The organism is Streptomyces vilmorinianum (assembly GCF_005517195.1).
In the GTDB taxonomy this organism is placed as follows: domain Bacteria; phylum Actinomycetota; class Actinomycetes; order Streptomycetales; family Streptomycetaceae; genus Streptomyces; species Streptomyces vilmorinianum.
In genome coordinates this window covers 12,388-32,665 of record NZ_CP040244.1, presented here as the reverse complement: position 1 = coordinate 32,665, position 20,278 = coordinate 12,388, and the positions used below count along the sequence as shown (strand labels likewise).

At 72.0% G+C, this 20,278-nt stretch carries 17 protein-coding genes and 2 tRNA genes; 10 read left to right on the top strand and 9 right to left on the bottom strand.

The features are described 5' to 3' along the window. Positions 1 to 15: 15 nt before the first annotated feature. The 3 genes from rfbB to FDM97_RS00130 all read right to left on the bottom strand — a co-directional run bounded on the left by rfbB (position 16) and on the right by FDM97_RS00130 (position 4,045). The gene (gene rfbB, locus FDM97_RS00145; protein WP_137994572.1) at positions 16 to 981 is read right to left on the bottom strand and encodes a dTDP-glucose 4,6-dehydratase; all 966 of its coding nucleotides are present in this window, start codon (positions 979 to 981) and stop codon (positions 16 to 18) included. Between the two features lie 26 nt (positions 982 to 1,007). After that, entirely contained in the window at positions 1,008 to 2,069 is a 1,062-nt protein-coding gene (locus FDM97_RS00140; protein ID WP_137988236.1) for a glucose-1-phosphate thymidylyltransferase, read from the bottom strand. Between the two features lie 299 nt (positions 2,070 to 2,368). Beyond that, positions 2,369 to 4,045 (bottom strand): MDR family MFS transporter, encoded by a 1,677-nt coding sequence (locus tag FDM97_RS00130; protein WP_137988235.1) that lies wholly within the window; start codon positions 4,043 to 4,045, stop codon positions 2,369 to 2,371. A 314-nt stretch (positions 4,046 to 4,359) separates the two neighbouring features. Between FDM97_RS00130 and FDM97_RS00125 the strand changes: the two genes are divergently transcribed. The 5 genes from FDM97_RS00125 to FDM97_RS00110 all read left to right on the top strand — a co-directional run bounded on the left by FDM97_RS00125 (position 4,360) and on the right by FDM97_RS00110 (position 10,200). Beyond that, positions 4,360 to 5,493 carry a glycosyltransferase gene (locus tag FDM97_RS00125; protein ID WP_254705438.1) on the top strand — a complete coding sequence of 378 codons (1,134 nt, stop codon included), beginning with the start codon at positions 4,360 to 4,362 and terminating at the stop codon, positions 5,491 to 5,493. A 130-nt stretch (positions 5,494 to 5,623) separates the two neighbouring features. Beyond that, positions 5,624 to 5,797, top strand: coding sequence for a hypothetical protein (locus FDM97_RS35615; protein WP_175438986.1), 174 nt, complete (start codon positions 5,624 to 5,626; stop codon positions 5,795 to 5,797). Positions 5,798 to 5,825: 28 nt separating this feature from the next. Beyond that, entirely contained in the window at positions 5,826 to 8,147 is a 2,322-nt protein-coding gene (locus tag FDM97_RS00120; RefSeq protein WP_254705437.1) for a TOMM precursor leader peptide-binding protein, read from the top strand. 152 nt (positions 8,148 to 8,299) lie between these two features. After that, positions 8,300 to 9,556: a sensor histidine kinase gene (locus tag FDM97_RS00115; RefSeq protein ID WP_137988232.1), complete on the top strand. Its 1,257-nt coding sequence runs from the start codon at positions 8,300 to 8,302 to the stop codon at positions 9,554 to 9,556. 35 nt (positions 9,557 to 9,591) lie between these two features. Continuing rightward, entirely contained in the window at positions 9,592 to 10,200 is a 609-nt protein-coding gene (locus tag FDM97_RS00110; RefSeq protein WP_137988231.1) for a response regulator transcription factor, read from the top strand. An 8-nt stretch (positions 10,201 to 10,208) separates the two neighbouring features. Here FDM97_RS00110 and FDM97_RS00105 read toward each other — a convergent pair whose 3' ends face one another. After that, positions 10,209 to 11,030, bottom strand: coding sequence for an AfsR/SARP family transcriptional regulator (locus tag FDM97_RS00105; protein WP_137988230.1), 822 nt, complete (start codon positions 11,028 to 11,030; stop codon positions 10,209 to 10,211). 712 nt (positions 11,031 to 11,742) lie between these two features. On the opposite strand from FDM97_RS00105, the gene FDM97_RS00095 reads away from it, so the two are divergent. The 3 genes from FDM97_RS00095 (at position 11,743) to FDM97_RS00085 (ending at position 14,032) form a co-directional block, all read left to right on the top strand. Further along, on the top strand, positions 11,743 to 12,084 hold the full coding sequence (locus FDM97_RS00095; protein WP_137988229.1) for a PadR family transcriptional regulator: 342 nt from the start codon (positions 11,743 to 11,745) through the stop codon (positions 12,082 to 12,084). A 77-nt stretch (positions 12,085 to 12,161) separates the two neighbouring features. Then, positions 12,162 to 12,983 (top strand): hypothetical protein, encoded by an 822-nt coding sequence (locus FDM97_RS00090; protein ID WP_137988228.1) that lies wholly within the window; start codon positions 12,162 to 12,164, stop codon positions 12,981 to 12,983. Between the two features lie 122 nt (positions 12,984 to 13,105). Next, positions 13,106 to 14,032, top strand: coding sequence for a DUF4184 family protein (locus tag FDM97_RS00085; protein WP_137988227.1), 927 nt, complete (start codon positions 13,106 to 13,108; stop codon positions 14,030 to 14,032). A gap of 278 nt (positions 14,033 to 14,310) precedes the next feature. Here the strand turns inward: FDM97_RS00085 and FDM97_RS00080 are convergent. Further along, positions 14,311 to 14,383, bottom strand: a tRNA-Ala gene (locus FDM97_RS00080). A 128-nt stretch (positions 14,384 to 14,511) separates the two neighbouring features. Between FDM97_RS00080 and FDM97_RS00075 the strand changes: the two genes are divergently transcribed. Further along, entirely contained in the window at positions 14,512 to 15,060 is a 549-nt protein-coding gene (locus FDM97_RS00075) for a helix-turn-helix domain-containing protein (protein ID WP_137988226.1), read from the top strand. Positions 15,061 to 15,118: 58 nt separating this feature from the next. After that, complete coding sequence (locus FDM97_RS00070; RefSeq protein WP_137988225.1) at positions 15,119 to 16,447, top strand: serine/threonine-protein kinase; 1,329 nt, start codon at positions 15,119 to 15,121, stop codon at positions 16,445 to 16,447. Positions 16,448 to 16,456: 9 nt separating this feature from the next. Here FDM97_RS00070 and FDM97_RS00065 read toward each other — a convergent pair whose 3' ends face one another. The 4 genes from FDM97_RS00065 to FDM97_RS00050 form a co-directional block, all read right to left on the bottom strand. After that, positions 16,457 to 17,794, bottom strand: coding sequence for a hypothetical protein (locus FDM97_RS00065; protein ID WP_432816185.1), 1,338 nt, complete (start codon positions 17,792 to 17,794; stop codon positions 16,457 to 16,459). After that, positions 17,791 to 19,710 carry a vWA domain-containing protein gene (locus FDM97_RS00060; RefSeq protein ID WP_432816184.1) on the bottom strand — a complete coding sequence of 640 codons (1,920 nt, stop codon included), beginning with the start codon at positions 19,708 to 19,710 and terminating at the stop codon, positions 17,791 to 17,793. The genes FDM97_RS00065 and FDM97_RS00060 overlap by 4 nt, the downstream gene beginning before the upstream one ends. Before the next feature lie 155 nt (positions 19,711 to 19,865). Beyond that, positions 19,866 to 20,000 carry a DLW-39 family protein gene (locus FDM97_RS00055; RefSeq protein WP_003958712.1) on the bottom strand — a complete coding sequence of 45 codons (135 nt, stop codon included), beginning with the start codon at positions 19,998 to 20,000 and terminating at the stop codon, positions 19,866 to 19,868. A gap of 136 nt (positions 20,001 to 20,136) precedes the next feature. Beyond that, positions 20,137 to 20,210 (bottom strand) — tRNA-Ile (locus FDM97_RS00050). Positions 20,211 to 20,278 lie beyond the last annotated feature (68 nt).

The window sequence follows — 20,278 nt, the reverse complement described above, 5'->3', positions numbered from 1 at the left end:
GATGACAAACGGTCGTCAGGAGGCCGGGGTGCGCCAGAAGTCGGGGTGGTCGCGGTACCAGTCCACGACCGCCCCCAGTCCGCTCTCGATCGACCAGCGGGGCGCGTAGCCCAGCTCCTCGCGGATCTTGGAGTCGTCGATCGCGTAGCGGAAGTCGTGTCCGAGCCGGTCCTCGACATGGCGCACCATGTCCCAGTCCGCGCCCAGGAGGTCCAGCAGGCGGGCGGTCATCTCGCGGTTGCTCATGCCGCTGCCGCCGCCGATGTTGTAGATCTCGCCCGCCCTGCCCTTGGTGAGCACCAGCTGCAGGGCCCGGCAGTGGTCGTCCACGTGCAGCCACTCGCGCACGTTGCGGCCGTCGCCGTACAGCGGGACCTTCCGGCCGGTCAGCAGCCGGGTGACGAAGTTCGGGATGAGCTTCTCGGGGTGCTGGCGGGGCCCGTAGTTGTTGGAGCAGCGGGTGATGCGGACGTCGAGCCCGTGCGTACGGTGGTAGGCGCGGGCGATCAGGTCGCTGGAGGCCTTGGACGCGGCGTAGGGCGAGTTGGGCAGGAGCGGGCTCTCCTCGGTCCAGGTGCCGCTGTCCACCGAGCCGTACACCTCGTCGGTGGAGACGTGCAGGACCCGGTCCACCCCGGCGTGCAGGGCGGCGTCGAGGAGCTGCTGGGTGCCCATGACGTTCGTACGGACGAACTCGCCGGGGCCGGTGAGGGAGCGGTCCACGTGGGACTCGGCCGCGAAGTGCACGATCGCGTCGTGGCCCGGGACGACGCGGTCCAGGAGGGCGCGGTCGCAGATGTCGCCGTGGACGAAGTCGAGCCGGTCGTGGCTCTCGGGCAGGTTGTCGCGGCGGCCCGCGTAGGTGAGCCGGTCGACGACCGTGACGTGGACGTCCTCGGACTCGGGGTAGGTGCCCGCGAGGATCTCGCGAACGTAGTGCGAGCCGATGAACCCGGCGGCGCCGGTGACCAGGATCTTCATGCCGCCGATGCTCACGCCGTCGGCGCTCATGCCGCCACCTCCGCCTGCGTGTGGTCGCCGATGATGAGCCGGCGTCCGGCGGCCTCGCCGGTGCGCACGGCGGCCGAGCGGCCGATGAGCGAGCCGGACAGGCCGTGCACGCCGTGGATGGACACCCCGTCGAGCACGATCGAGTCCCGGATACCGGCGTCCTCCAGGACGCAGTCGCGGCCGAGGGCGGTGTACGGGCCGAGCTCGCTGTCGCGCACGACGCTGCCGGCGCCCACCACGAGCGGCCCGACGAGGTGCGAGCGCTCCACGACGGCCCCGGCCTCGACCACCACGGGCCCCTCGAGCGTGCTGGCCGCGTCGACCTCGCCCCGTACGGCGGAGTGGATCTCGCGGAGCAGCACCCGGTTGCAGTCCAGGAGGTCGTCGGGGCTGCCGGTGTCCTTCCAGTAGCCGGTGTACTCGTCGGCGACGACACGGTCCCCGCGTGCCACCAGGTACTGGATCGCGTCGGTGATCTCCAGCTCGCCGCGGGCGCTGGGCTCGATGGCCCGGACCGCTTCGTGCACGGCGGCGGTGAAGAAGTACACGCCGATCACGGCGAGGTCGCTGCGCGGCTGCCGCGGCTTCTCGACGAGCGCACGGACCCGGCCGGCCGCGTCGACCTCGGCGACACCGTAGGCGCGCGGGTCGGCCACCTTGGTGAGCAGCAGCCGGGCGGCGGGGCGTTCGGCCCGGAACGCGCGGGCGGACTCGGCGATGCCCTCGGCGAGGACGTTGTCGCCCAGGTACATCACGAAGTCCTCCTCGCCGAGGAACTCCTCGGCGATGGCGACGGCGTGCGCGAGGCCGAGCGGCGCCTCCTGCTGGAGATAGGTGACGTTCAGTCCGTAGGCCGAACCGTCCCCGACGACCGCGCGGATGTCCTCGGCGCGGTCACCGACGACGACGGCGACGTCCTCGACACCGATGGCGCGGACGTTCTCCAGGCAGTGCACCAGGATCGGCTTGTTGGCGACGGGCACCAGCTGTTTGGGCATGGAATAGGTGAAGGGACGCAATCTGGTCCCCATCCCTCCGGACAGAATCAGCGCCTTCATGGCAACCCTTCACTCCCACCTTCGGCCCTGGCCTTGGTTACGGGATCGATTCTGGGAAGCCGACCTAGAGGGCCGGTCCAATCCAGCTGGATCCGGCTTGATGTCCCCGTACAGGGCTTGATGTCCCCGTACGGGAACGTGGAGAAGGGGGCCGGCACGGGCCGGCCCCCTTCGAGGACGCGTACACGGGGGAAGGAGCACGCGTCCGTACGGGGGCGTGCTCGCCCGCCGGTGGGGCGGGCGGCACACCAGTGGTGGGCGGGTCGGTAGTGGTGGGCGGGTCGGTAGTGGTGGGCGGGTCAGTTCTTGCCCGCGGGCTGCTTCCCCGGGTCCTTGGCGCCGCCCGGCGCCCCTGCGGCCGGCTCGCGGCGCTTCTCCTTCGGTACGGCCGCGAGGACCAGGGCGATCAGGAGCATGACCCCGCTGATCACGAAGACGGTCTGCATCGCCTCGGCCATGCCCTCCAGGAACGGCTTGGCGAGCCGCGGGTCGGCGTGGTCGAGGAAGGAGCTGTCGTCCATCGGCACGGCGCCGTCCCGGGCGCCGAGCAGCACCTTGTTGGCGGCCTGCCCGGTCACGGCCGGGTCGTTCGCGGCCGCCGTGAAGGCCGGGTCGGAGGCGGCGCCGCGGTAGGCGGCGGCCACCTTCTCGCCGACCGCGCCGAAGAACATCGACAGGAAGACGGCGATGCCCGCGGTGCCGCCGATCTGGCGGAAGAAGGTGAAGGAGCCCATGCCGGCGCCCATGTACTGCGGCGCGACACCCGTCTGGATGGCGATGAGCATGACCTGCCAGCACAGGCCGATGCCGAAGCCCATCACCCCGGCGGCGACGCCCGTCAGCCACAGCGCGGTGTCCACGGTGAGCGTGCCGAACCAGAAGGTCGCGGCGACCATCAGCACCACTCCGGTCAGCAGCACCACCTTGTAGCGGCCCGACTTGGTGACGTACGGGCCCGCGATCCGGCCCGCGGCGACGATGCCGAGCGTCTGCGGCAGCATCATCAGGCCGGCCTGGGTGGGGGACAGGCCCTTGACCATCTGGAGGTACAGCGGCAGGACGGACAGCGCGCCGAACACGGCGGCGCCGACGAGGACGTTGACCCCGTTGTAGACGGAGAAGAGCGGGTTGCGGAACATCGGCGTGGGCAGCAGGGCCGCGTCGGCCGCCCGCTTCTGCGCCAGCAGGAAGAGCACCAGGCCGACCGCTCCGAGGCCGAACAGGAGCAACGTCCCGGTGTCGGTCCAGCCCCACTTCGGGCCCTGTTCGACCGCGAAGAGCAGCGGCAGGAGGCAGGCGATCAGCGCGAGCAGGCCCGCGATGTCGAACTTGTGCCGGGTGCGGTTCGGCTGGGTGCGCACCAGTGCGGCGATGAGGAGCGCGGCGGCCACGCCGATCGGGACGTTGACGAAGAAGGCCCAGCGCCAGCCGGACGCGCCGAGGAAGGAGTCGAGCCCGGCGAAGAAGCCGCCCGCGACGGGACCGATGACGGCCGAGACGCCGAAGACCGCGCCGAACCAGGCCTGGTAGCGGCTGCGTTCGGCCAGCGGCACCAGGTCGGTGAGGATCGCGAAGGCGAGGCTCATCAGACCGCCCGCGCCGATGCCCTGGATGCCGCGGAACACCGCGAGCGTCGTCATCGACTGGGCGAGGCCGCAGAGCACGGAGCCGAGGACGAAGACGCCGACGGCGGTGCAGTAGACGGGCCGGCGGCCGTAGATGTCGGAGAGCTTGCCGTAGAGCGCCGTCGTGATCACCGAGGTGATCATGTACGAGGTGTTGGCCCAGGCCTGCTCCGAGAGGCCGCCCAGGTCATCGGCGATGGTACGCAGCGCCGCGGAGATGATCGTCTGATCGAGCGCGGCCATGAACAGGCCGAGCAGCAGGCCCGTCATGATCAGCCGGATCCTGCGCTTGTCCACCGCGTCGGCACCGGAATCGGGCGCGGGGGAGCCCGGCTTCGCTGTGTCTGTCATCGGGAGTTTCTTCCTTCGGATTCGGAAGGGACGTCGGGGGGGAGGTCGGGCCGCTGCGTCCGGACCAGGATGAAACCTCTAGTGCGCTGGAGGTCAAGCGTCATCGTGCGGCGCCCCGCTAGGGCCCGGCTCAAGAGCCCCTCGCGCTCCCGCTCGTACGGCTTCCCGCACCGCTCGTACCGCTTCCAGCGACCCCTCGCACCGCCTCCAGCCCGCCTCGTACCGCTTCCAACCGCCCTCGTACCGCTTCCAGCAGCGCTCCAGGAACACTCGACCCCCGCTTCCTAGCGTCCGCGGCCATGAGATTCCTTTTTGTGTCCGGAGGAAGCGCGGGGGCGGTCTTCCCCATCACCCCGCTGGCGCTGGCGGCGCGCAACGCCGGCCACGAGGTGATCGTCGGGGCCACGGAGAACGTGATGCCGCTGGTCGCCGCGACGGGCCTGCCCGGCGCCCCGATCACCTCGCGCACCATGTTCGACTTCATGCAGCGCGACCGGCACGGCAATCCGCTGGAGATCCCCAAGGACCCGCACGAGCGGAACCTGTTCAACGGCCGCGGCATGGCCCGTCTCGCCCTCGGCAGCATGGAGGGCCTGCTCCCGCTGGTCGAGCGCTGGCAGCCGGACGTCCTGGTCGCCGGAGCGCTCTCGTACGCCGCCCCGCTGGTGGCCCACCGCTTCGGCCTGCCCTGGGTACGGCACGCGCTCAACATGGGCGAGCCGTCCATCATCGACCTGTCCGCCGCCGCCGAACTGGCGCCGGAGCTGGAGGAGATGGGCCTCGCCGCGATCCCCGAGCCGGACATGTACGTGGAGATCTGCCCGCCCGGCGCCCGCCGCCCGGACGCGGGGCCCGCGCAGTTCATGCGGTACGTGCCCTTCAACACCCAGCGGGCGCTGGAGCCCTGGATGTACTCCAAGGGCGACCGCCCGCGCGTCCTCGTCTCGGCCGGCAGCCGGGTCACCGCCGACTACGAGGCGGACGCCCTGTCCGCCCTGGTGGAGAAGGTCGCCGGGCTCGACGTCGAGCTGCTCATCGCGGCGCCGCAGGAGATCGCGGACGCCCTGGGCGATCTGCCGGACAACGTACGCGCGGGCTGGCTGCCGCTCGACGTCGTGCTGCGCACCTGCGACCTGCTGGTGCACCGGGCCGGCGGCAACACGATGCTGCACGCGATCGTGTGCGGCGTCCCCCAGCTGGTGATCCCGGCGATGCCGAAGCAGGTGGGGATGTCCGCCCGGCTCGCGGAGTACGGCGCCGCGATCATGCTCACCGCGGGGCAGGACGACTCCCCGGAGAACGTGGCCAAGGCCTGCCGGGAGCTGCTCGAGGACCCGGCGTACAAGGCCAGGACCGAGGAGCTGAGCAGGGAGATCGCGGGCCTGCCCGCGCCGCACGACGTGACGCTCGCCATCGCCGACATGGTCCGTGCCCGCGCCCGGGTGTGAATCCGTCACATCCGATTCGTGACGGGATCACTGGTCGGCGATCACCGGGTGTTCGCACAATCCAGCCAGGCGCTGCGTCACGGCACCTTCAGCCGTACGTCCTCTTGGAAGACTCCTGGAAGGAACCCCCATGAACCACGTCCTCGCCGAGAACCCCGCCTGGGCCGCGGTCCTCAGCCCGGCCCCCGGGCAGGCCTCGGCCGCGCTGACCATCGAGGACCTGGACACGGTCCCCGCCGACGCCACGGCGCTGTTCACCCTCTGCGTCCTGGCTCCCGAGCCGGCCGAGGCCGTCGCGGCCTGACGTCCCGGTGCACGAGCAGGGGGGACCGGTGTCCGGGGACGGCGGACCGCGGATCGGCTGGCGCAGCCATCTGCGCAGCCTCGTCGTGACGGGCGAGGCGGTCTACCTGGTCTCCGGGAGGGGGGTCCGCGCCGTGCGCGGCGCCCCCGCCGAGGCGCTGGCCCCCCTGCTCGACGGCACCCGCACCCCCGACCAGGTGCTGCGGGAGGCCGCCGCCACCGGCACCCCTGGGGCCGGCCCGCAGGAGCTGCGCCGCGCCCTCGCCGAACTCTGGTCCGCGAACCTGCTCCGCGCCCACGCCACCCCGGCCTCGAGCCGGGCGCCCGACCTCTCCGCCGAGGCCTTCTGGGATCTGGCCGCTACAGCCTCACCCGCCGATTCACCGGCCGATTCACCCGCCGATTCACCCGCCGAAAAGGCCGTACGGATCCTCGTTCTCGACGGCCCGGTCTCCCCCGAGGAGGCGCGGGCCGCCTGCGCCTCCTCCGGACTCGGCGTCGCGCCGCCCGGCGCGCGGGCGGAGGACGCCGACGTCACCCTGGTCCTCTGCGCCGACTACCTGGACCCCCGGCTCGCCGAGGTCGACGCCCGGCAGCGCGCCGCCGGCCGGCCCTGGATCCTCGCCAAGCCCGGCGGCCCCGAGGCGTGGACCGGCCCGGTCCTGCGCCCCGGCGACGGCCCCTGCTGGCACTGCCTCGCCGAGCGCCTGCGCCTCCAGCGCGGCTCCGAGGCGCCCCTGCATCGCGCTCTGGGCAGTACGGACCCGGTCGCACGGCCCGACGCCTCGCTCGCCGCGAGCCGCGCGGCCGGCCTGCACACCGCCGTCCTGGAGACCGCCAAGTGGCTGGCCGGCGTGCCCGGCCCGACCCGCGACGCCCTCCACACCCTGGACGCCCTCACTCTCGACTCCGCCCGCCACCCGGTGACCCGCCGGCCCCAGTGCCCGGCCTGCGGCGACCCCGGGCTCGTGGCCGCGCAGGTGCGCGCCCCGTTCGTCCCGCGGTCCCGCCCCAAGGCGGCGGACGGCGGCAACGGCCACCGCGCCCTGTCCCCCCGTCAGATGCTGGAGCGGTACGGGCATCTGGTGGGCCCGGTCACCGGCGTCGTACGCGAGGTGCGGCGCGACCCGCGCAGCCCCGCCTTCACCCACAGCTTTCTCTCCGGTCACAACCTGGCGATGCGGGCGTCGACCCTGGCCGGACACAGCGCCGGGCTGCGCGCGCTCAGCGGCGGCAAGGGCCTGACGCCCGAGGAGGCCACGATCAGCGCCCTGTGCGAGGCCGTCGAGCGCTACAGCGGCTCCCGGCACGGCGACGAGCCCGTGGTCCGCGACAGCTTCCGCGCGCTCGGCCCCGCCGCCGTCCACCCGGACACGGTGCGGCTGTACGACCCACGTCAGCTGCGCGAGCGGGACACCTGGAACGCGGCCGGTTCCCCGTTCCAGTACGTCGGCCGTCCCTTCCACGAGGACGCGCTCCTCGACTGGACTCCCGTGTGGTCTCTGACCTCCCGCACCCAGCGGCTGCTGCCCACCTCCCTCCTCTACTTCGACGCCGACCCCGCGGCCCCGCTGCGCGCGGACTCCAACGGCAACGCCGCCGGTTCCAGCCGCGAGGACGCCTTCGTGCAGGGCTTCCTGGAACTCGTGGAACGCGACGCGGTCGCCCTGTGGTGGTACAACCGCACCCTCGCCCCCGCCTGCGATCTCGACGCCTTCGCCGCGGCCGGCGACACATGGATCGAGCCGCTGCGCGCGGGCTACCGCTCCCTCGGCCGCGAGGTCTGGGCGCTGGACCTGACCTCCGACTTCGGCATCCCGGTGGTGGCCGCCCTGTCCCGGCGCACCGACCGCCCGTCCGAGGACGTGCTGTTCGGCTTCGGCGCCCATCTCGACCCGCGCATCGCGGTGCGCCGCGCGCTCACCGAGATGAGCCAGCTGCTGCCCGCGGTCCTCGACGCGCGCCCGGACGGCTCGGGCTACACCGTGGACGATCCCCAGGCGCTCGCCTGGTGGCGTACGGCCACCGTCGCCGGCCAACCCCATCTGCTGCCCGACCCGCACCACGCGCCGAGCGGCCCCGGCAGCTGGACGTACACCCCGCGGGCTGACCTCGCCGACGACGTGGCGGCGCTCACCGCGCTCGCCGGGGAACGGGGTCTCGACGTCCTGGTCCTGGACCAGACCCGACCGGACATCGGGCTCCCTGTGATGAAGGTCATCGTTCCCGGTATGCGCCCGTTCTGGCCACGTTTCGCGCCGGGCCGTCTCTTCGACGTGCCGGTCGCGCTGGGCCGGCTCGCCGCCCCCACCCCGTACGAACTCCTCAATCCCCAACCGCTGTTCGTCTGATCCCCGGGCGGCGGGGAATCCGCCCCGCTTCGGGGGCTGTTCACCGAGGTCGGAGCCGACCTCGGCACCGGACAGCGTGGTCCGATGCCCTTGATCGGCACTGCGATACCTTCCGGTATGTTTTTACCCCCACAGAGAAGTCGTCACGCCTGATGAACTCAACGGAACAGCAGTCAGACGATCTGAACGGCACCGCCCCGAACCTCATCCACGAGGGCTCCGCCGTGCCGGCTCCCCGACTGGCCCGCACGGTCCTGCTGGCCACCATGGCCGGATATTCCCTGGTCACCGCCGTGAACATCCTCGACGCCGGCATGTCACCCGCCGAGAGCGGCGTCGGACTCCTCGCCCTGCTCGCGGTGTTCGGCCTCCAGCTCGTGCACTCCAGGCCCCACGCCCGGCAGAGCCCGTACCGATGCCGCGTCACCACCCTCGTCCTGCAGGCCGCGTTCTGTTTCCTACCGCTCGCGCTGTTTCATCTCGCCTGGGGAGCGATGTGCGGCTTCCTGGCCGGTTCCGTCCTCCTGCTCCTCCCGAGCCGGGTGGCGTGGCCGCTGTACGGGGCGATCGGGCTGTCCCTGTTCGGGTACTCGGCCTTCGTCGTCGACCGGAGCGTGCTCGACAGCGTCTACACGCTGGAGGCCACCCTCGTCACCGGGCTCGTGGTGTTCGGGCTGAGCAGCCTCACCGGTCTGGTGACCCGCCTGCACGCACAGCGTTCCGACCTGGCCCGGCTGGCGGTGGCCGGCGAGCGGCTCCGCTTCTCCCGGGACCTGCACGACCTACTCGGCTACAACCTGTCCGCGATCACCCTGAAGACCGAACTGGTCCGCCGCCTGGTGCCGGACATGCCGGAGCGCGCCCTGGCCGAGACCGACTCCATCCTCGCCCTGTCCCGCCAGTCGCTCGCCGACGTACGCAAGGTCGCCACCGGCTACCGCGACATGTCGCTGCGCGAGGAGGCGGCCGCCACCCGCTCGATGCTGGAGGCGGCCGGCATCGAGGTGGTGACGGCCATCGACATAGGCCCGCTGCCGCCGCAGATCGACACGGTGCTCGCCACCGTGCTGCGCGAGGGCGTCACCAACGCGCTGCGGCACAGCCGCGTCCACCAGTGCACGATCCGGTGCTGGGAGAAGGACGGCGTGGTCACCCTCAGCCTCGGCAACGACGGCGTGGAGCCCGGAGACGGGGGCGGCCCCCAGGGGCCGGAGCGCACGCCCCGTCAGGCGGACGAACCCGGCGGCACCGGCCTGGACAACCTCACCCACCGCCTCAGCCGCGTCAGCGGCAGCCTCACCACGGAGCTGAGCGACGACGGCTGGTTCCGGATGACCGCCCGCGCACCCCTGCACTTGACAGAGTCGGCCATAACCGGAAGGAAACAGCACAGAAGTAAACAAGTGTAGTGTGCATACGGTCGAACCTGGGGGGATTCACCACAGTGATACGCATATTGCTGGCTGAGGACATGGGGATGGTCCGCGGCGCTCTGGTGGCGCTGCTGGGCCTGGAGGACGACCTCGAGGTCGTCGCGCAGGTCGAGCGCGGCGACAGAATCCTGCCCACCGCCCTGGAGCACCGGCCCGACGTGGCGATCATCGACATCGGGCTCCCCGGCATCGACGGCGTGACGGCAGCGGCGCTCCTCGCCGAGGAACTCCCCTCCTGCCGCACCCTCATCCTGACCAGCCTCAGCCGCCCCGGCGTCCTGCGCCGGGCGCTGGACGCCAAGGTGGCCGGCTTCCTGCCGAAGGACGCCTCCCCCCAAGACCTCGCCGAGGCCGTACGCCGGATCGCGGCCGGCCATCGCGCCATCGACCCCCAGCTCGCCCTCGCGGCCTGGGACAGCGCCGAAAGCCCGCTCACCGACCGCGAGCTGGAGGTGCTGCGCCTCACCGCCGAGGGCGACGAGGCCCCCGAGATCGCCGCCCGGCTGCACCTGTCCACGGGGACCGTCCGCAACTATCTGACCTCGGTGGTCACCAAGCTCAACGCCCGCAACCGAGTGGACGCCGTGCGCATCGCGCACGAGTCCGGCTGGCTGGTCTGAGCGGCGCCTCAGCCTCCGGCACGCATCAGACGGAGCCCGGCGTACCGCGTCTCCAGCTCCAGGTCCAGGTCGAGCTCCGGCTCACCGGAGAGCACCGCCTGGTGCAGCCGCTGCAACCGGTGCGAGGGCTCCACCCCCAGCTCCTCGATGAGCGTCCTGCGCAGCTCCTGGAACACCTCCAGCGCCCGCCACACCCCGCCCGAGCGGTACAGCGCGGTCATCAGCTGGGCGGCCAGGTTCTCGTTCATCGGATGCCGGGCGACCAGCATCCGCAGCTCGGCCAGGAGCGAGGCGTGCCGCCCCAGCAGCAGATCGGCCTCGATCCGCTGCTCGAGCACGCGGGTGCGCTGCTCCTCCATCCCGAGCACCTCGACCCCGAGCACCCGCCCGACCGGCACATCCACCAGCGCCGGCCCCCGCCACAGCCCGAGCGCCCGCTCCAGCGTCACGGACGCGGCCCGCGCGTCCCCCGCCTCCAGCGCGACCGACCCACGGCTCGCCAGCGACTGGAACTCCCGCAGATCGCTGTCCTCGGGACGCACGGCGAGCCGGTACCCCCCGAAGCACGTGGTGAGCACCTCCTTGGCGTCCCCACCCCGCAGTGCCGCGGTCACCTTCCGGCGCAGATGAAGGATGTACGTCTGCAGTGTGGTGGCCGCGCTCTTGGGGATCGCGTCCCCCCAGATCTCCTCCATCAGCGTCGGCACGGTCACCACGCGCTCGGCTCTGATGGCCAGCAGCGCGAGCAGTTGGCGGGGCTTACCCGCACTGGGCACGATCGACTGCCCGTTCAGACGGACGGCGAGCGGCCCGAGAATCCCCACATCCATGACACTCCCCCAGAGCGATTCGGCGTTGCAAGGGACTGACCCGCGGTGTCGGTATCGACGATCGCACGCCTTGTCCGTGTCACCCAGTGCCATGGTCATGGAGTGGAATGTGACCAGCTCACGCGAGCAGGCCCCAGCACCGGTTCGGTCAGTGAGCGCCGGTCTCCGGCTCGGGCCGGGGCAGCTCGTCCAGGTCGAGGGTGAAGGTCCGTCCGTCGGCCAGCTCGATGGGAAGCTTGCCCGTGCCGTACTTGTGGGTGCGGGCCGTGATGTAGCCGGTCCCGGTGGGCTCGGTGTGGACGACGACCTCGGAGAATACGGCCGACGGATTCGCATCGGCCGCAGATCCAACCGGCCGGCCACTCTCCCGACAGGGCGGGGCGCGACCTCTGGACGCTGTCTCATCTGCACGTACGACGTGAGCGGCCGGTCCTGCCTCCGTCGGAGCGGCCCCTTGGCGCGCCCTGCTCCAGACAGGCCGAACGCGATCATCGCTGTGCGTGCGGAGCGGTGCGGCCGGCGGTAGTACGGGTAGGGCGAAGGTGACAGCGCGTGGCCATGGGTGTCGGCCCCGGGTGATCGGCAGGGCCGGCCGGCGGGGCGGGCGGTCTCCCGCGCCGCGGGCGTATCCGCCGACGGCCTCGGAGGGGTCCGGGCCCACAGCACAGCCGACCGCATTGAGATGGTCCGGCGGAGTGACTATCTTCGGGGGGTGAGTGAACGCGCGATGCAAGAGCCGACCCTGTTGGTGCTGACAGCCCTCGCGGACGCACCCCGGCACGGGTACGCCATCGCGCAGGAGGTCAAGGCGATGACCGGCGGTCGCGTCGTGCTGCGTACGGGTGCGCTGTACGGGGCTCTGGACCGCCTGCTGGCCGAGGGCCTGATCGACGTCGCACGTGAGGAGGTCGTCGACGGCCGGGCCCGGAGGATCTTCACCTTGTCCCCGTCGGGTCGGGAGCGGCTGGCGGTGGAGGCCGAGCGCCTGGCCGCGACGGCGCGGGAGGCCACTCGTCGCCTGTCCGACACACGGCCGTCGGCGGCCGCCACGTGATCGAGCATGTGCTGAGGCTGTATCCCGCCGGCTACCGCCGAGCCCATGGCCCGGAGATCGCCGCGACCTTTTCCGAGATGACCGCGGGCGAGCCGCTGGGCTCACGGCTGCGAGAGGGCGCGGCGCTGGCCGCGCACGCGTTGAGGATCCGGATGGGGGTGGGGTCGGACGCTCCCGTCGCGCGGGTTCTCGCTCTGGCGTATCCCTTCGCTCTGGCCGCCTCGGCTGCCGCTTGCGGCCTTCACCTGCTGCGCTGGTACATCGCCCTGGTCTCCTCGCCCGCCCCGGTGGGGGTGCAGCTCCGAGCCGAGCTGTCGGGGGCGTGGGGGGTGCTGCTCGTCTCTTCGCTGATCGTGTGCGTGGGCGCGGTGTCGGCGTTGGCGGGCCGATGGCGTGGGGGAGTGCCGTGCACGGTGGCCGGGCTGTTCTCCTTCGCGGTGGCCGCGGTGGTCAGCGGGCCGGCGTTCGGCGACCCGGTCGTTACCCCGGCCGCGATGGGACTGGCGGCGGCCGTGGTGCTCGCGTGCCCGCCGGACCGGCGCCTGGAGAGCGTCTCGGCGGGGCGGGCGGGCACGGCCGGCGCCGTGATCGCGCTGGCGGTCGTGCCGCGGGCGGCCGTCGACGCGCACGCGGTGCCCTGGGTCAGCACCGACTACGGTTGCTGGCCGCTGCTCGTCCTCGCCGCGGCCGGTGTCGCGCTGACCTGGCGCAGTGGATCACGAGGCGGCCTTGAACTGGGGGCGATGCTCCTGGCTTCCCCGCCGCTGCTCGCCCACGCCTCCACCGTCGTACGGGGCGACGCCACCGCTGTCGCGTTTCTGGCAGCCCTTCTGTCGGCCACTGCGGCGATCGCCCCTCTCGTCGGTCGTCTGGGGCGGACCGGGCGCACCCTCCGCTGAGCCCGCCCACCGAGGCCGAACACCCGAACACCAAGCACAGCGGCGCCTGAAGCCACAACAGTCCGTTTGACGTATCATTCCGCTCAACGGACTATTGGTCCCGTGTGAAGAGGACGCCACTCATGCCGTTCACCCTGTCCCACCCCGCTGCCGTGCTGCCTCTGATGCGACGGCCCTTCAGCCGGACCGCACTGGTCGCCGGAGCCGTCGCACCGGACATGCCCTACTTCGTCGGCACCGCCGGCCTGCCCGTCAGCGCTCAGTCGTGGTACGAACCGTTCCTCAACGCCACGACCACGCACACCGCCCTCGGCGCCATCACCGTCACCCTGCCGTACGCCCTCGCGCTGTGGGGCCTGTTCCACGTCGGTCGGCTCCCCCTGGCGTCCCTGCTGAGGACTTCCCTCCCCCCATCGACGCCCCGCGCGGTCCCCACGCTGACACGCCGAGCCTGGTGGCTCGTACTGTCCGCCCTCATCGGCATCGCCACCCATCTGGTCTGGGACGCCTTCACCCACCACAACGGCTTCGTGGTCACCCATGTGCCCTGGCTCTCCTCCACTCTGGTGGGCGGCTTCACCTGGGCACGGACGTTGCAGCACATGAGCACCGTCGGCGGCCTGGTCGCCCTCTCCCTGTACGCGTGGCGCCGGCGAGCCCACCTCCGCGCGGACGACGGCCACACCGGGCACGGCAGCGCGACGCGGCGCCGTGTCCTGCTCGCCATGGCTCTGTTCACGCTCGCCGGAGCCGTCGCCCACGCCGGGTGGTGGCTCGCCGGCCCGGACGCGGCGACAACCGGGCTGCCGCTGAGCGTCGCCGTCGAAGGCGTGGTCTCCGACGCGGCGAAAGGCGCGGGCGCCGGCCTGATCTGCGCCCTGGCCCTGTACGTCATCGCGTGGTGGATCCGGCGCGCCGTGACGACGACCCGCCTCCGCGGGAGTGGAGCCGGCCGGCCTGGCCCGCCGGGACGAGTCGCCAGAGCTGGCCCTGGTCGGCGAGGTCCCGGCGCCACACGCCGAGCGCCGCGCCCTGCGCGTCGGCGGTGAGGCACGCGGCGCCCTCGTCGGGACGGGCGTTACGGAGGAGGACCCGGCCGTTTCCGGCGTCCGCCGGCTGCCGGCGCTGGTTGTTCCCGCCGTGCGGCCAGCCGGCCACGGCCGAAGCGGAGGATGTCCGGCAGCACGGTACGCAGGGGGAGTAAACCCTCCCCCACCCCCGAAAACACGGGCCCGATCCACCGCCCGTCAGCACCACCGCGCTGACACGTCAGCACGAAAAACACCCCCCTGACAGCGTTTCCGCAGGTCAGAGGGGCGTAAGGGAGTGGAGCCTAGGGGAGTCGAACCCCTGACATCTGCCATGCAAAGACAGCGCTCTACCAACTGAGCTAAGGCCCCGGAACGAGAACAGAGTACCGGGTCACCCCCTCTTTTCCGCAAAAGGATTGGGACTCCCGGTCGGAGACCACGCTCCGTAAGATGCTGACGAGGTTCGCAGTGGCGAACCGCAGGGATGGGGAGAAGTAATGGACGCAGTGCAGCAGGAAGCCACGGCAAGAGCCCGGGAGCTTCAGCGCAGTTGGTACGGAGAGCCGCTGGGGGCGCTCTTCCGTCGCCTGATCGACGATCTTGGGCTGAATCAGGCGAGGCTCGCGGCTGTGCTCGGACTCTCGGCACCCATGCTCTCCCAGCTGATGAGCGGCCAGCGGGCCAAGATCGGCAACCCGGCCGTCGTCCAGCGCGTCCAGGCCCTGCAGGAGCTCGCCTCTCAGGTCGCCGACGGCAGCGTCAGCGCGGCCGAGGCCACGGACCGGATGGACGAGATCAAGAAGTCCCAGGGCGGCTCCGTACTGACCGGCACCAGCCAGACCACCACCAGCTCGGGCGCGCCGACCGTGCGCCGCGTCGTCCGCGAGATCCAGTCGCTGCTGCGCTCGGTCGCGGCCGCCGGCGACATCATCGATGCGGCCGACTCCCTCGCACCGGCCCACCCGGAGCTGGCAGAGTTCCTCCGGGTGTACGGCGCCGGGCGCACCGCGGACGCGGTCGCGCACTACGAGTCGCACCAGAACTGACACAGAGCAGCCGGTCCGCAGCGGCGGGCCCGGAACGACGGGGAGCGGGCGCAGCGCAATGGGTGAGGTCTTCGCTGGTCGGTACGAGCTGATCGACCCGATCGGACGCGGTGGTGTCGGCGCGGTCTGGCGTGCCTGGGATCACCGGCGCCGCCGCTATGTGGCGGCGAAGGTGCTGCAGCAGAGCGACGCCCACACGCTGCTCCGCTTCGTCCGGGAGCAGGCGCTCAGGATCGACCACCCCCATGTCCTCGCCCCGGCCAGCTGGGCCGCCGACGACGACAAGGTCCTGTTCACCATGGATCTGGTGGCGGGTGGTTCCCTGGCACATGTCATCGGCGACTACGGACCGCTGCCGCCGCGCTTCGTGTGCACGCTGCTGGACCAGCTGCTCTCCGGTCTGGCGGCGGTGCACGCCGAGGGGGTCGTGCACCGCGACATCAAGCCGGCGAACATCCTGCTCGACGTGACCGGGACCGGGCGGCCGCATCTGCGGCTGTCCGACTTCGGCATCTCGATGCGCAAGGGCGAGCCCCGGCTGACCGAGACCAACTATGTGGTGGGTACGCCCGGTTACTTCGCGCCCGAGCAGATGATGGGCGCGGAGCCGGACTTCCCGGCCGACCTCTTCGCGGTCGGCCTGGTCGCGCTCTATCTGCTCCAGGGCCAGAAGCCCGACTCCCGTGCCCTGATCGAATACTTCATGGCGCACGGGACGCCGGGAGCGCCGCAGGGCATTCCGGAGCCGCTGTGGCAGGTCCTCGCCGGCCTGCTGCAGCCCGACCCGCAGGCCCGCTTCAAGACGGCCACGGGCGTGCGCAAGGCGCTGACCTCCGCGGTCGAGATGCTGCCCGAGGCCGACCCGAACGAGGATCCGGTCGAGGTCTTCGACCAGATCGGCCCGCTGCCCGCCGGCTTCGGCCCGAACGGCCCCGAGGCCCCGGCCCCGGCCCCGACGCCCACCGCGACTCCGGCACCGACTCCCGTACCGACCACCCCCGCACACGGAGAGCCACAGCCACAGCCCCACCCCCAGCCCCAGCCCCAGCCCCAACCGCAGCAGCATCAGCAACTGCTGCCGAACCCCTCCGAGACCGGCAGTTTCCATCTCCCCCCACCCCCACAGCCGGTTCCCATGTCCTCCGCGCACACGGCCTCCCCCCATCCCGCCGCCGCGCCGGACTTCGCCCAGGCCCCGACGGCCGCGGTGTCGTACCCACAACCCTCTACTCGTCAATACACCGCTCACGCCGGACAGGTTCCCGCCCAGGCGACACCGACCGCCCCCGCGAAGCGCCCGGGACCGCCCCCGAAGGTGGCGGTCCCGGTCCTGGTCGTCGCGCTGATCTGCTTCGCGGTCGGCATCTGGGCGCTCACCCAGAGCTGACCCGCCGGCCTACCAGGCCGTCGGCGGCCCGTACTGCGGCGGGCCGTCCTGCGGTCCCCGCGCCGCCCGGCGCCGCCCCACGAGCGTCCACAGCCCGAGGCCGACGATCAGGACGGTTCCGGCGCCGATCCCGGCCGCCGCGACGAGCACCATGCCGCCGCTCTTCTGCGCCTCGGACCCGCTCGCGCCGCTGGCCGCCGCGTCCCGGTCGTTCTCGGTGACCTTGAAGGGGCCGGCGTCCCCGTCGTACGCGGGCCCGGCCTTCGCCGTGCCCGTGACGTTCACCCGCAGGGTCAGCGGCACCGGCTTGTCCCCGTACTCCTTGGCGACCTCCGGGCTGAGCGTGGCCGACAGGTAGTACCAGCCCGCGAACCGCATGGCGTTCGTGTAGCTGTTGGAGGAGTAACGGTTCTCGAAGGCGACCGGCCGGTGCGGATCGAGCGCCAGCGTCGCCGGCTTGCCGTCGTAGCTGACGGTGTCCTGGTCGACATGGCCGCGGGCCGGGTTGTCGAGCGACAGCACCAGCGCGTTGCTCACGTACTCGGTGGCGCCGGAGGGGCTGCTGCCGAGCTCCGCGGTGGCGAAGATCTGCTGCCCCCAGTCGACGGGCACCCGGTAGAAGAGCGTCTGCCCGGGCTTGATGTCGGCGCGCCACTCGCCCTGCTTCAGCGAGGTGGCGTCGTGGAACCCCGCACCGCCCAGCCGCTTCTGCGGGCCGCCTGCGGGCGGCGGGGGCGAGGAGGAGGGCCAGTTCTCGGGCAGCGCGGTGGGACCGGTCTGCTTCACCCCCGGCTCGGAGAGGTACCGGATCTCCAGCTCCCAGTCGTCGGGCGTGGAGACCGCCTTCGACGTCCGCTCGACCAGCACGTAGTAGGCGCCCGCCCGCTGGCAGGTCGAGCGGTCCGCCTCGATCGTGCGGTGCGCGTAGGCGGTGATGGGCCGGGTGAACCCGGCGGACTCGAACGCCGCGTCCTGGTAGCCGCACTGCGAGCCCGAGCCGTCCTGCAGGCTGACCTTGATGCCGTCGCCGTACTCGGCCTTGCCGCCGGGCTTCGGTACGGCGACCACCGACACGTACGCGTTCCGCTTCGCGTCGAGATCGACCCGGTAGTAGAGCTTGCCGTCCTTCGTGATGCTGTCCCGGTAGCTCTGACCGACCTTCAACTGCTGGGCGTCCAGGCTGGATGCGGCGCCCTTGACCCGCGAGGCCGCACCGTCGAAGGCGTACGGGCTCTCCCCGGCCGCCCACGCCTGCCCCGGCAGCGACGCCGCCGCGCACACGGCCGCCACCAGCGCCCCGGCCATCCGTCCTCCGCCGAACACGCTCCGCCCGCGCTGCGTCCTCACGCGCCCCTCCTCGTCGTCTCCGTGGCCGCCCTGCGCCGAACGAGGACGATCACCACTGCCGCAACCAGCACGGCCGCAGCACCCGCCACCGCGGCGGCCATGACCGCGGACCATCCTGCCCCGCCCGTCCCGTCGTTGTCTGCGCGCGCGGTCGATTCGCCCGGCTTGTCGGCCTGGCCGGCGTCCACGACGGCGGCACGGTGCTCCGGCCCCGCCCGCTCCTCGCCGAGCACGGCCACCCGCAGCACCACCGCGATCCGCGGGTTCTCGGCGATCTCGGCGGCCTCGGCGCCGAGCGTCACGGCGATGTAGAAACCGCCCGGAGCGTGCACCGGGATCACCTGGGAACGGTGCTCGTACCGGTTGGTCCAGGCGACCGGCACCGTGCCCATCTTCAGCGCGGTGGGGCGCCCGTTGTAGCTCTTCGCGGAGTTGAACAGGCCCGTTCCGCCGCCGACCGGATGCCTGGCCGGGGTGTAGACCTGGGTGGCTCCGTACGAGTACACCGACGAAGCGCCGTCGATCGTGGGCTCGTTGGCGAACTCGACGTCGTAGCGCAGCTGCTGGCCCCAGCCCACCGGCACGCGGTACCAGAGCGTCTGGGAGGGCAGCAGCCGGTCGCGCCACACGCCGGAGCCGAGCTCCCGCGCGTCGTTGAACCCCGTCCCGCCGCGTACGTCCTTCGGATCGCCGACGGGCAGCACGGCCTCGGGGCCGCCCTCCCCGTACTCCGGCTGGGACTGCGCCGGCGTGACTCCGGCGCGCAGCGGGGTCTCGACGCCGAGGACCAGCTCCAGCGGCCAGCGGGCCGCGTCCGACGCGGGCTTGCTCCTGCGCTCGACGACGAACCAGTAGCGGTTCGCCTTGTCGCAGGTCGAGTACCGCTTCTCGGTCGGGATACGGGCGACGGCCGAGGTCAGCGGTACGGCGCCCTCGTCCTGGTGGAAGATCTCGCTGTTGGTGGCGCAGGTGCCCTCGCCGCTGACGGAGGCGTAGACGAGGCTCGTGGCCAGCGCGTCGACGGTGTCCACGGCCGCCCCGGGCTGCGGCACGGCCGTCGCCGAGAAGTTCACCGTGGAGACGTCGTCCAGCTCGGCCGCGTAGTACCGCTTCTCACCGGGCCCGATGGTGTCCAGGTACTGCCCCGGTACGAGTCCGGGCGCCCGGTCGCTCGTCGCGGTGCCCGCGATCCGCTTGCCCCGCAGCCGGTAGCCGTCCGCGGAGAGCCGCGAGGCCCGCTGGAGCTGCCGGGCGAGCGCGTCGGCGTCCGGCGCGTCGTAGTACCGGCCGTTGCCCGCCTCGGCGATGCACTCCAGCTGCTTGCGCGCCGCGCCCTTCACCTGGAAGCCGACGGTGTCGATCCGCAGTCCGATGCCGTCCTTGGCGAGCTGGGCCGCGACCTCGCAGGGCTTGGGGCTGCCGCAGGTGTCCTCGCCGTCGGAGATCAGCAGGATCGTGCGCGTCCCGATGGTCCCGGGAGCGGGCTCGGGAAGGTCCTGGGCGGCGTTCCGCAGGGAGAGCCCGATGGGGGTGTCCCCCGTGGGCCGCAGGGCCGCGACGGCCGCCTTGATCCCGGCCCGGTCCAGCGGTGCGACCGGCCGGACGAGCCGGGTGTCCGTGCATCCCCTGGGCTGGTCGGCCCCGTAGACCCGAAGGCCGGTGGGGTGCCCGTCGGGCAGCCCGTCGACGACGGTGCCGACGGCGGTGCGGGCCGCTTCCATCCTCGTACGCCCCGAGCCGTCGTCGTCGCCCATGGAACCGGACGAGTCCAGCACCATCACCAGACTTCCGGCGCCGCCCTCTTGGCCCTCTCCGCCCGCTGCGCGCTCGGCCGCGAGCGCCCCCTGCACCGGCGTGAGCAACAGGGCGAGCAACGCCCCCGCCACCCATCCGACCGCTGTCCGTCGTGCTCTCACTCCGCTGCCCCCTTGACCGCGATCACTCAACTTTGCTCTCGCAAGCTAATCATTTGCTGGGGTGAACTCAAGAGGAGTGGTGTCACGGTCCTGAAACAGCGCGAAGCCCCGGCCGATCGAACACGGCCGGGGCTTCGCCCTACACAATCTGCGTCTCAGACACCCGAACCTGCGGGCACGGAGTCGGTCGCCTCCGTCCACAGATCCTGCTCGGCGCGATCCGCCTGGATCTGGCGGTACACGAGGAGCCCGCCGATGGCGGCCAGTGCGACCAGGAGAAGCTTCTTCACCGCGCGACCTCGTCTTTCGTTGACGTAGGAGACTTCTGACGCCCACTCTACACACCGACCGATACCGATCGGTGACCTACCTCAGGGCCAAAGTGATCGGCCCGGACGGAGAATCCGTCCGGGCCGATCGTCACTGTGGGGCTAACAGGATTTGAACCTGTGGCCTCATCCTTATCAGGGATGCGCTCTAACCAACTGAGCTATAGCCCCGCCGCGCTCTGCGGTGTGTGTCCCGCGCGCTGACCTCTGAAGATTAGCGCACGTGGGGGCCAGTCCCA